We start from the raw sequence: 10731 nt of genomic DNA, 5'->3' as shown, positions 1-10731 counted from the left end.
CCCGCTACGCGGAAGCCTTCCCCACAGAAGCGCGGGAGTTCACCCGCCGGATGAAACGTCAGTTGCCCGCGGAACTGCCCACCGAAGCCTTGATCGAGCAGGCCCAAGAGCGCGGCGAGACCATTGCGTCACGCAAAGCCTCGTTTGAAGCACTCAATGTGATCGGCCCACAAATGCCGGAACTGCTGGGTGGCAGTGCAGACCTGGCACCGTCTAACCTGACCTTCTGGAAAGGCGCCAAAGCGATCACCCCGGAAGACGCCAGCGGCAACTACCTGCACTACGGTGTGCGTGAGTTTGGCATGGGGGCGGTCATGAACGGCATCGCCCTGCACGGCGGTCTGGTACCTTACGGTGCAACCTTCCTGATCTTCATGGAGTACATGCGTAACTCGATCCGCATGGCGTCGCTGATGGGCCAGCAGGTGATTTACGTGTTTACCCATGACTCCATCGGCCTAGGTGAAGATGGCCCGACTCACCAACCCATTGAGCAGCTCACCAGCCTGCGTACCACGCCGAATCTCAATACCTGGCGCCCCTGTGATGCGGTCGAAACCGCCGCCGCCTGGGATGCGGCGATTAAGCGTCACTCCGGCCCCACGGCGCTCGTACTGTCACGCCAGAACCTGCCCCACCAGCAGCGCACTAAAGCGCAGTTGGCAGCCATTCAAAACGGGGCGTATGTTCTGAAAGATAGCGAAGGTACGCCGGAGTTGATACTGATTGCCACTGGTTCTGAAGTCGGCCTGGCCATGGACGCCGCCGCCGAACTCGAACAGCAGGGCAAAGCGGTGCGCGTGGTCTCCATGCCCTCGGCCTATCGCTTTAACGGCCAGGACGCCGAGTACCGTGAGAGCGTACTGCCTAAGGCGGTGACCAAGCGTATCGCCATCGAAGCCGCCCACGCCGACTACTGGTACAAGTATGTGGGTCTTGACGGCCGCGTGATCGGCATGACCACCTACGGTGAATCCGCACCAGCGGGGGATCTGTTCAAGCACTTCGGCTTTACCGTCGACAATGTGGTCAAGCAAGCCAACGAACTACTCGGCTAAACCATGCCAGCACTCAGTGGCTTTCTATGGCTGATTAGCTACTGGCTTATCGGTGAAGTGGTAATCCACTTCACCGCTTTGCCGATCTCGTCAGGCGTGATCGGCATGTTGCTGCTCTGCGCTACGCTCGCCGTCCGTGGCCGTGTCCCTAGCAGCATTGCCGCTGCCGCCCAGCCGCTTATTGCGCTCCTCGCTATGCTGATTATGCCCGGGGTTGTAGGAGTGTTTTTCATCATCGGCGAACTGGCTGGGCAGTGGAGTGCCATTCTTATTGCCTTGGTGTTGGGTACGTTACTCAGCGTGATAACCACGCTGTGGCTGCTCAAGCGACTAATCGGGCAGCCGCATGTCCGCTGATACACCGCTGCTCACTCTATTAACCACCACCCCGCTATTTGCGGTGGGGTTAACGCTCGCCGCTTATTTGCTTGGTAGTGCGCTGTTCCAGCGTTTAAAGCGCCCTTCTTGGCTTCCCGCTATTTTGATCGCGGCGCTGCTACTGGCGGGAGCGTTAGCGCTGATAGGGCTGCCTTACGCTACCTATCAGCAGGGGGCCACATGGCTAACGGTGCTATTGGGGCCAGCCACGGTGGCGCTGGGTATGCCGCTTTATCAACAGTTGCCGCGGATTGTTGAATTATGGCGACCGCTGGCGATTTGTTTACCCATCGCCGCAACGCTGGCAGCTTGCTATTCACTGGCAATTGCTTGGTTACTGGGCAGCTCGGACACCATACTCGCTTCCATTGCCGCTAAATCGGTAACCGCGCCTATCGCTATCGGCATTACGGAACAGCTTGGTGGTACGGTAGCCCTGCTGTTGGGTGCGCTGCTGGTCACCGGGGTGATCACGATTCCCTGTGTCAGCCTCGCTGCGCGTTGGCTGCATATTGACGATGAGCGCTTGATCGGTTTCGCCCTGGGGCTTAACGGCCATGCCATTGGCACGGTAAGAGCATTTGAGATCAGCCCCACCGCTGGGGCTTTTGCATCACTGGGCATGAGCCTTACCGGTATTTTCACCGCAGTACTGCTGCCACTCGCCTGGCGATTAATAAGCATGGGCAGCTGATAGGCACCGGCAGTTAATAAGAATCGTCCGCTGAAATACGTTATCATCACAACGAGTTCTAGCCTATTTCGATTATTGTTGATTCACTTTTAAGAGCCACCCTTCTGCATGGCTAATTCTGCTCCCAGGTATCGCATCGCCATTAACGGTTACGGACGCATTGGCCAATGCGTGTTGCGGGCGCTCGTCGAGCGGCGACACCCCGAACTTGAAGTGGTCGCCATTAATGAACTCTCTGATCTCGCGACCATCACCTATCTAACCCGTTACGACACCACCCATGGCCGCTTTCCCGGTGACGTCGATAACGACGGTCAGTACCTTATCGTCAACGGCCAGCGCATCCAGGTACTCTGCGAACAAGATCCACACAAGTTACCCTGGAAGGCGCTTGATGTGGATCTGGTGCTGGAGTGCTCCGGGAGCTTTAAAGATCGTGCCACCGCTGAGCTGCACTTAGCGGCAGGCGCTAAGCGGCTGCTGTTTTCCCAGCCAGCGGAAAATGATGTCGATGCCACCATTGTGTGGGGCATTAATGAAGGCGAGCTGGCGCTTTCCCAGCGCATACTCTCTGCCGCTTCGTGCACCACCAACTGCCTGGTGCCGCTGTTGACCGTTCTGGATGAAGCTCTCGGCCTTGAGCACGGTGTCACCACGACGATTCATTCGGCGATGAATGACCAGCCGGTGATCGATGCCTACCACCAGACCGACCTGCGTCTGACCCGCTCGGCAATGCACTCCATTGTGCCGGTGGATACCGGCTTGGCGCTGGGTATTAGCCGCTTGATGCCCAATCTTGCGAACCGCTTTGAGTGCCTGCACGTACGTGTTCCCACTATCAATGTCTCTGCCATGGACGTGGCACTCACCGTCAGCCGCGACACTCACCGCGACGATGTAAATAACCTGCTGCTGGCCGCCAGTCAGCAGCGCTTAAAGGGCGTGCTTGGCTATACTGAAGCGCCTATGGCGTCGGTTGATTTTAATCACGACCCTCGCTCAGGCATCCTGGACGCTACCCAAACCCGAGTGGCTGGCAAGCGCCTTATCAAACTGCTGTGCTGGTTCGACAATGAGTGGGGGTTCGCTAACCGTATGCTCGATATTAGCCAGCGACTGGCCAGACTTTCGACAGAAACGTAACCTATTTGCATTAACTGTTTATATTGAGTTCCACGGCCTAAACACGAGGAAACCGCTTCCATGAATGTAAAAAAGATGACTGACCTTCCCCTGGAAGGACAACGCGTGCTGATTCGTGAAGATTTGAATGTGCCCATCAAACATGGCCGCGTCTCCAGCGATGCCCGCCTGCGCGCCGCACTGCCGACCATTCAAGCCGCCGCAAAGGCTGGGGCGAAGGTGATGTTGATGAGCCATTTAGGGCGCCCCACCGAAGGTGAACCCGCTGAGGAGTTTTCCCTCGCGCCGGTGGCTGAGCACTTGGGTGAACTGTTAGGCCGCTCAGTGCCGCTGATCAAAGCCTATCTCGGTGAAACGGTCGACGAAACGCTGGATCTCGCCAATGGCGACGTCGTACTGCTAGAGAACGTGCGCTTTAACAGCGGCGAGAAAAAAGATGATGAGCAGTTGGCGAAACAGTACGCCGCGCTGTGCGATATCTTTGTGATGGACGCTTTTGGCACCGCCCACCGTGCCCAAGCCTCTACCCATGGCGTGGCGCGTTTTGCCCCTAGCGCCTGCGCTGGCCCTTTGCTTGCCCAGGAACTCGATGCACTTGAGAAAGCGCTGGCACACCCGGCTCGGCCCATGGCAGCCATCGTCGGCGGCTCGAAGGTCTCTACCAAGCTGGATGTCCTCACCGCGCTGGCTGATAAATGTGATCAACTGATTGTCGGCGGCGGCATCGCCAACACCTTTATTGCCGCCGCGGGGTACAATGTCGGTAAATCACTCCATGAGGCTGATTTGGTGGGCCAAGCCAAAGCACTGATGGAGAAGGTCTCGATTCCACTTCCTACCGATGTTGTCGTTGCCACCGAGTTTTCTGAGTCGGCCAAGGCCGTTGTCAAGCCGGTCGACCAGGTGGCTGATAACGAGATGATTCTGGATATTGGCCCAGACACCGCTGCACATTTGGCCAGCATGCTTAAGGATGCAGGCACTATTTTATGGAATGGGCCTGTCGGCGTCTTTGAAATCGATCAATTCGGTAAAGGTACCCAGGTAATCGCCCAGGCTATCGCTGATAGCGCAGGTTTCTCTATTGCCGGTGGCGGCGATACCTTAGCGGCCATTGATAAATATGCCATTGCGGATCGCGTTTCGTACATTTCAACCGGTGGCGGCGCCTTTCTTGAGTATGTCGAAGGCAAGCAGTTGCCTGCCGTTGCTGCACTCGAAGCCGCCGCCAAACGCGGTTAACATTACACGACTTGAATCTAAACACTCACCATCGTTCAAACTGGTAGCTCAGTCTTTAAACCCACTTTTGACAACCCAGTCTTTACAACATAGATAAGGTAACTTCATGGCTTTGATCAGCATGCGCCAGATGCTCGACCACGCCGCCGAATATGGTTACGGCATTCCGGCGTTCAACGTCAACAACCTTGAGCAGATGCGCGCCATTATGGAAGCCGCTGATGCCACCGATTCGCCGGTCATCGTGCAAGCATCTGCCGGTGCACGCAAGTACGCGGGTGCGCCCTTCCTGCGCCATCTGATTTTGGCGGCCGTCGAAGAGTTTCCGCATATCCCTGTGGTCATGCACCAGGATCACGGCACCAGCCCTGCGGTCTGCCAGCGTTCTATTCAGCTCGGCTTCTCCTCGGTGATGATGGATGGCTCGCTGGGTGAAGATGGTAAAACGCCCACCGACTACGACTATAACGTCAATGTTACCCGCCGCGCGGTGGAAATGGCTCACGCCTGTGGCGTTTCCGTCGAAGGCGAGTTGGGCTGCCTGGGCAGCCTGGAAACCGGCATGGCCGGTGAAGAAGACGGTATTGGCGCGGAAGGCAAGCTGGATATGGAGCAACTGCTTACCGACCCAGAAGAAGCCGCAGAGTTTGTGAAAGCGACCCATGTGGACGCACTGGCGATTGCCATTGGCACCAGCCACGGCGCTTACAAGTTCACTAAGCCGCCTACCGGTGACACGCTCTCTATCCAGCGTATTAAAGAGATCCACGCGCGGATTCCGGACACCCATCTGGTCATGCACGGCTCTTCTTCTGTTCCCCAGGAGTGGCTGGAAGTGATTAACCAGCACGGCGGTGAGATCCCCGAAACGTACGGCGTGCCAGTCGAAGAGATCGTTGAGGGCATTAAGCACGGCGTGCGTAAGGTCAACATCGACACCGACCTACGCTTGGCGTCTACCGGTGCCGTGCGTCGCTTCCTGGCTGAGAACCCGTCAGAATTCGACCCACGTAAGTTCTTGAAAGAGACCGTTACCGCGATGCGCGATCTATGTATCGCCCGCTACGAAGCCTTTGGTACGGCCGGCAATGCCAGTAAGATTAAGCCGCTCAGCTTGGAAGAGATGTTCCTGCGCTATGAGCGCGGCGAACTGGCTCCCAAGGTAAAATAAGCTTGTAATTGGCCCACTTTCGAAAAAGACGACCAACCGGTCGTCTTTTTTTGTGGCTAATTAAATAGATATTGCAATGCAGCATAGATGCGCTAACACTGGAGATGAGGTCACGATGTCTCGTGTTCCAGCAAGGAGGCCACAACGCTGATGAAACCCACAACTTCCCTTCCCCTAATGCCCACTCCCCCGGTAGCGATGTTCGATATATGGAAAGTCGGTATCATGGCCTTTGAGCTATGGTCGACGTCTTTGTCGACGATCACTATGCGAAATCATTTATGGCAAACACAGCCGTTTTTCAGCCCCAAAATGATGCAAGAAAATCAACGTATGGTCACCGAAAAACTCGAGGCCAGCATGGAAGCTGGCCTCGTCATGCAAAAAGCGCTGCTCAACTCAATGAGCGGCAAGCAGGCTCCCTGGTGGGTGACCAGCCAGCGCACAATGAAGCCTTACCATCAGCGTAGTAGCGCCAACTCGCGCCGACTCGCCAAGTAACGCTTAGGCACTGACGTTATGCATTATCGTCGGTGCCATCCTCGTCATCTTCGCTATTCTCTTCTTCGCTGCTATGAATGGCATCTTCTGGGCTGCCAGTGCCGCCCGTGCCCGCCTCTGGGTTTCGCTCTTCACTCTCACCCGATTCTAACTCGACGTCAGCTTCGCCCTCGCTAGTGGCTACTTCTTCGTTTTTCTCTTCTTCCTCTTCTTCTTCACGGACGCGTGCCTGCTCATCAGCGCCTTCGGAATCGCTAGAAGAAGCGCCTTCACCTTCATCACGCTTTACTGATCCCGCTTTAATGCCGTACTCCTCTTCAAGCGCTTCATCATCCAGAGGTTCGTGCTGTTCACCCTCAGACGCATGATTATCAGCAAACACATAGCCAGTGGTCGTTAATAAGGCAGCGCTAAGTGCAAAGGGTAGAAACCAAGGGGTTAATCGCATTAGGCATTCTCCATGTCGTGGTTATGAAAGAATAGTGCATCCCCACTATCTCTTCAGCGCAGCTGAGGCATTTCCATCGCTTGTACTACTGCGTCTGCTGACGCTAGATGGCCTACAACAGTAGCCAGCAAAATGAGTGTAGCCATTTAAGCTGGCTCAAGAGTCACGTTCAGGCAAGCAAAAAATAACAAAACAGTGTTCACAAATGACGTAAAATCCCGTTCAATAGCAGTATGGATGGCTTCAACTAACACTGGCAGTGCATCAGCCGCTGCAAGGAACCACAATGCCGCTCCCACTTTTGCTGTTTGACTGTGATGGCACTCTTGTCGATAGTGAGCCGCTACTGGCTGAAGAGATGGCTGCCGGGCTCAATTCAGTAGGCCTGCCTTTCGCGTCTACTGATTATCTTGGCGAATTTCGTGGAGCGCGCTTTCGACGCATCGTTGCTGAACTGCAACAACGCTACGGTAACGTTGACCCTGACCAGCTTGACCGCATGGAAGTCTCTATGCGAGCCAATCTAGCCACCCGGCTTGCCCAAGAGCTGACCACCATCCCCGGCGCCCAAGAAGCGCTGGATACTCTGGCGGCTTATCCCAGTGCAGTGGTTTCTAATGGACCTGAAAGCAAAATTCATACGGCTTTAGAAGCGACAGGGCTCAGCCACTACTTCGGTAAACGTTTTTTCAGTGGCTATACCGCTAATTGCTGGAAGCCCGAACCCTGTTTACATCTACACGCAGCAAGTATCATGGGCTATTCAGCGCATGACTGCATTGCCATAGACGATGCCTTAGTAGGCGTACGCGCGGCGCTTCAGGCGGGAATGACGGTGATCCACTTAAACCGTTTCCCGGATGCCGAGACAACGCCTGAAAACGCTATCATGATTAGTAATATGTATCAGCTACCCGCTGTAGTGGAGCGACTCACCCGTGAGTATTGGCAAACCCCTGTGCCCCAACACTCAATTGGAGGATAAAAATGGCCTCTTTACGAGACCAGCTCGGTGGGCTGGTTTATTCCACCGAACATGGCAAAACCTGCCCCACTTGCCGCGAGCCACTCAATGACTGCCACTGCGATGATCTGAGCGAACAGCAGCGGCTGGCGGCGCTTGATGGCGTAGTACGCATTCGCCGCGAAACGAGTGGCCGTAAAGGTAAAGGCGTAACCACCGTCAGTGGCATTCCTCTGCCTGGCGAAGAGCTTAAAACGTTAGCTAAAACGCTTAAAAAGCGGTGTGGAACGGGTGGGGCAGTTAAAGAGGGTATTATTGAAATTCAAGGCGACCACCGAGACACCCTGCGTCAGGAGTTAAGCGCCCTTGGCTACCAAGTTAAACTCGCTGGGGGTTAGCCTCTACGCCACTATAACTTTCCATCGGGGCTTACCATCGGGTAAGTCGCTATAGAGCAAGGCACTGCAATGGCTTGGCTGGAATACGTGCTACCCCTAATTTTTTTATTCCCCATGGCGGCAATGGCCAGTATTGTCCTCGCGCTGCGCAGCCTGCACGATGCTCGCGTTCACTCTCCCTTCAACGTCCCCCTTCATGAGCCGGGCCAAGCGCTACGGCACCGCCTTGACCAAGCGTTTTCCAGCCTTTTTTTAAACGGTGCATTAGGGCCCATTATCAGCCTCGCCCCGCTAGTTTACGGCATGGGACGCATGCTGTTTGTGGATAAACAGGATTGGGTTGAGTGGGCGTTGTATGGGCTACTTAGTACGTTGCTGGTACTGACTTTTTCATTATTGCTGGTACGCGACTATCAGCGTATCCGACGGCTAAAGTTAGGCTTAGCCTGTGAGCTCGCCGTTGGCCAAGAGCTGGAGCGCTTAGTCCGCCCTGATGCACACCCTTACTATGTATTTCACGATGTGCCTACCGATAGCTTCACGATCGATCACGTCGTAGTAACGCCCCATGGCGTATTTGTGGTTGAGACACGGGCAAGAACACTCGCTATCGGCACCGATGGCAATGAACTCAATACAGTCGCGGTGGAACGCGAACGGTTGCGCTTCCCCCATTGGCAAGAACGTCGGCCACTGCATAAAACTCGCCAAGGGGTTAACTGGCTGACTCACTGGTTAGAGCGGCGCTGTGGCGTGCCCGTCCCGGTACGGGGCGTATTGGTGCTGCCGGGTTGGAAAATAGATAACAGCGAAGCCGCTCCTGATATTTTAGTGGTCAGCGGGGACACGCTTGCTAAGCAGCTGACCGAGCTGACCCCAGGCCCACTCAACGATGCCATCCATGACAAGGTCATTAATGTGCTTCTTGAGCGCGCTCAGTTGATGGAGTTGAAGCACCTGAGCCAACCTTCGGTTTAATTAAACAGTACTCAATCACCGCGCAGTCGGCCGCCCATCTCCTGGGCTAGATCCACCGCGTAGTGGTCTGTCATCCCACCGATAAAGTCCAGCATTCGCCGATAGCTATCGTAGAGTGACCAAGATGGCAGGGGCGTGTTTTCACCTATCAGGGCCAGTACACGCTGGTGTTTAAACGATGAGTGCCCTGTGTGGTGAAGCTCGTGTGCAGCGCCAATAAAGGCTTCCAACAGGATACCCAGTGTCGTATAGGCGCCAATCTCGAGCTTCGCCTTACGCTCATTCTGGAAAATGCGCTCTCGAGCCAACTGCTTCGCCGCCTGCACGCCCCATCCCAGGTCAGGGTGACACAGCTCCAACAGATCCTCACTGAGTGTGCCGCTCAGCAGGGCCTGCTCGTGCTGCACAAACACCGTGCCAACATCATTGACCGCGCGCTCCATCGCAGCTCCTCGCAGCAGTGCAATGCGGCGCCGCTGTGACACATTACGATCTTGCATTTCGGCATACTCGGGCGGAAACTCTCCGGCAATTTGGCGCAGTATTTCGACAACCTCTTCATAGCGCAGGATGCCCATCTCCAAACCATCTTCCAGATCCAACAGGGCATAGCAGATATCATCTGCCGCCTCGACCAGCCACGCCAGTGGATGGCGGCACCAGCGCTGCTCGCCTTGGGGCAGCAACCCTACCGCTTCAGCCACCTCTTTGAGCAGCACCTGCTCTGACTGATAGGCGCCAAACTTGCCCGCTCGTCCACCATAACGAACCGTCCAAGGGTATTTAAGTAATGCACCCAAGGTGGCCGCAGAAAGCCGCATACCGCCATTAAACTGGTTATATTCGATCTGGGTAATCACCCGAAAACCCTGGGCGTTGCCTTCATAGGTCAACAGATCTTCGCGCTCAGCGTCTGAAAGGCCTTCTAACAGGCCACTGCTTTGAGCGCGCTGAAACCAATCACGGATTGCATACTCTCCCGCATGGCCAAAAGGGGGATTCCCGATGTCATGTCCCAGGCACGCTGTTTGGACAATGACGCCAAGGTCAGCAGGCGTAATCCATTCAGGCAGGCGATCGCGCAGCAACTCCCCCACAATCATGCCCAAGGAGCGGCCTACACAGCCAACCTCCAGCGAGTGAGTTAGGCGCGTATGAATATGATCGTTTTCGGTTAGCGGATGCACCTGGGTCTTGCGCCCTAGGCGTCTAAATGAACCTGAGAAAACAATACGGTCGTGATCTTTATGAAACGGGCTACGACCGATTTCACGGGTACTTGTTGAGCGTTGATCGTGAAGACGACGTGGGGAAAGTAGCTGTTCCCAGCGCATCTGAGTCATGGGCATTCCTCCTGAGGAGTGCATTCTGACATAAAACGCCGGAAAACCGCACGTTAGTGTGAGGCGTGAGGCGTGAGGCGTGAGGCGTGAGGCGTGAGGCGTGAGGCGTGAGGCGTGAGGCGTGAGGCGTGAGGCGTGAGGCGTGAGGCGTGAGGCGGAACAGGATATTCAGGCGATAGCCATTCACCAACGCTTCCTGCTCACGATTCACGACTTACCCTTTACTGCTCACCCTTTACCCCTCACACCTCACCGTTTACCTCTCACAACCTCCCCCTCACGCAAAAAAAAATCCCCCAAGGCATCAGCCCTGAGGGATTTTTCATAATAAGTGCCTGACGATGACCTACTCTCGCATGGGGAGACCCCACACTACCATCGGCGCTAAGCGGTTTCACTTCTGAGTTCGG

The 10731-nt window shown here is 55.4% G+C and carries 12 protein-coding genes and 1 rRNA gene; 10 read left to right on the top strand and 3 right to left on the bottom strand.

Features of this window, described 5'->3' with window-relative positions; translation table 11 throughout:
• From ACW17M_RS23900 to ACW17M_RS23870, 7 genes are all read left to right on the top strand, one after another.
• A partial coding sequence (locus ACW17M_RS23900; protein ID WP_457548193.1) for a transketolase-like TK C-terminal-containing protein occupies nt 1-1058 on the top strand: 1058 nt, incomplete at its 5' end.
• Nucleotides 1059-1061: 3 nt separating this feature from the next.
• Nucleotides 1062-1415, top strand: coding sequence for a CidA/LrgA family protein (locus ACW17M_RS23895; RefSeq protein ID WP_027958960.1), 354 nt, complete (start codon nt 1062-1064; stop codon nt 1413-1415).
• Complete coding sequence (locus ACW17M_RS23890) at nt 1405-2130, top strand: LrgB family protein (protein WP_009288691.1); 726 nt, start codon at nt 1405-1407, stop codon at nt 2128-2130. Before ACW17M_RS23895 ends, ACW17M_RS23890 begins: the two co-directional genes overlap by 11 nt.
• Before the next feature lie 108 nt (nt 2131-2238).
• Nucleotides 2239-3276, top strand: coding sequence for a type I glyceraldehyde-3-phosphate dehydrogenase (locus tag ACW17M_RS23885; protein WP_041159555.1), 1038 nt, complete (start codon nt 2239-2241; stop codon nt 3274-3276).
• A gap of 60 nt (nt 3277-3336) precedes the next feature.
• Entirely contained in the window at nt 3337-4518 is a 1182-nt protein-coding gene (locus ACW17M_RS23880; RefSeq protein WP_233975504.1) for a phosphoglycerate kinase, read from the top strand.
• A 106-nt stretch (nt 4519-4624) separates the two neighbouring features.
• Nucleotides 4625-5689 carry a class II fructose-bisphosphate aldolase gene (gene fba / locus ACW17M_RS23875; protein ID WP_278371155.1) on the top strand — a complete coding sequence of 355 codons (1065 nt, stop codon included), beginning with the start codon at nt 4625-4627 and terminating at the stop codon, nt 5687-5689.
• Between the two features lie 150 nt (nt 5690-5839).
• Nucleotides 5840-6190, top strand: coding sequence for a hypothetical protein (locus ACW17M_RS23870; RefSeq protein WP_027958962.1), 351 nt, complete (start codon nt 5840-5842; stop codon nt 6188-6190).
• Nucleotides 6191-6206: 16 nt separating this feature from the next.
• Here ACW17M_RS23870 and ACW17M_RS23865 read toward each other — a convergent pair whose 3' ends face one another.
• Nucleotides 6207-6638: a hypothetical protein gene (locus ACW17M_RS23865; protein ID WP_027958963.1), complete on the bottom strand. Its 432-nt coding sequence runs from the start codon at nt 6636-6638 to the stop codon at nt 6207-6209.
• Between the two features lie 286 nt (nt 6639-6924).
• On the opposite strand from ACW17M_RS23865, the gene ACW17M_RS23860 reads away from it, so the two are divergent.
• From ACW17M_RS23860 to ACW17M_RS23850, 3 genes are all read left to right on the top strand, one after another.
• Complete coding sequence (locus ACW17M_RS23860) at nt 6925-7623, top strand: HAD family hydrolase (RefSeq protein ID WP_027958964.1); 699 nt, start codon at nt 6925-6927, stop codon at nt 7621-7623.
• A gap of 2 nt (nt 7624-7625) precedes the next feature.
• Nucleotides 7626-8000, top strand: a complete 375-nt coding sequence (locus ACW17M_RS23855) for a translation initiation factor Sui1 (RefSeq protein ID WP_027958965.1) — start codon at nt 7626-7628, stop codon at nt 7998-8000.
• 69 nt (nt 8001-8069) lie between these two features.
• Entirely contained in the window at nt 8070-8978 is a 909-nt protein-coding gene (locus ACW17M_RS23850; protein ID WP_009288695.1) for a nuclease-related domain-containing protein, read from the top strand.
• An 11-nt stretch (nt 8979-8989) separates the two neighbouring features.
• On the opposite strand, the gene ACW17M_RS23845 is transcribed toward ACW17M_RS23850, so the two are convergent.
• Together ACW17M_RS23845 and rrf are read right to left on the bottom strand one after the other, a co-directional pair.
• Complete coding sequence (locus ACW17M_RS23845; RefSeq protein ID WP_039860938.1) at nt 8990-10321, bottom strand: deoxyguanosinetriphosphate triphosphohydrolase; 1332 nt, start codon at nt 10319-10321, stop codon at nt 8990-8992.
• Between the two features lie 333 nt (nt 10322-10654).
• Nucleotides 10655-10731: ribosomal RNA gene (rrf, locus tag ACW17M_RS23840) — 5S ribosomal RNA — on the bottom strand; the annotation flags it as partial.

The organism is Vreelandella sp. 2A-K22, from assembly GCF_054065485.1.
This window is presented reverse-complemented; position numbering and strand designations above follow the sequence as displayed.

Excerpts from the sequence above, each read along its gene's own strand:
- ACW17M_RS23895 (WP_027958960.1), top strand. The coding sequence starts at position 1,062 with ATGCCAGCACTCAGTGGCTTTCTATGGCTGATTAGCTACTGGCTTATC.
- ACW17M_RS23890 (WP_009288691.1), top strand. The coding sequence starts at position 1,405 with ATGTCCGCTGATACACCGCTGCTCACTCTATTAACCACCACCCCGCTA.
- ACW17M_RS23885 (WP_041159555.1), top strand. The coding sequence starts at position 2,239 with ATGGCTAATTCTGCTCCCAGGTATCGCATCGCCATTAACGGTTACGGA.
- ACW17M_RS23880 (WP_233975504.1), top strand. The coding sequence starts at position 3,337 with ATGAATGTAAAAAAGATGACTGACCTTCCCCTGGAAGGACAACGCGTG.
- fba (WP_278371155.1), top strand. The coding sequence starts at position 4,625 with ATGGCTTTGATCAGCATGCGCCAGATGCTCGACCACGCCGCCGAATAT.
- ACW17M_RS23870 (WP_027958962.1), top strand. The coding sequence starts at position 5,840 with ATGAAACCCACAACTTCCCTTCCCCTAATGCCCACTCCCCCGGTAGCG.
- ACW17M_RS23865 (WP_027958963.1), bottom strand. The coding sequence starts at position 6,638 with ATGCGATTAACCCCTTGGTTTCTACCCTTTGCACTTAGCGCTGCCTTA.
- ACW17M_RS23860 (WP_027958964.1), top strand. The coding sequence starts at position 6,925 with ATGCCGCTCCCACTTTTGCTGTTTGACTGTGATGGCACTCTTGTCGAT.
- ACW17M_RS23855 (WP_027958965.1), top strand. The coding sequence starts at position 7,626 with ATGGCCTCTTTACGAGACCAGCTCGGTGGGCTGGTTTATTCCACCGAA.
- ACW17M_RS23850 (WP_009288695.1), top strand. The coding sequence starts at position 8,070 with ATGGCTTGGCTGGAATACGTGCTACCCCTAATTTTTTTATTCCCCATG.
- ACW17M_RS23845 (WP_039860938.1), bottom strand. The coding sequence starts at position 10,321 with ATGACTCAGATGCGCTGGGAACAGCTACTTTCCCCACGTCGTCTTCAC.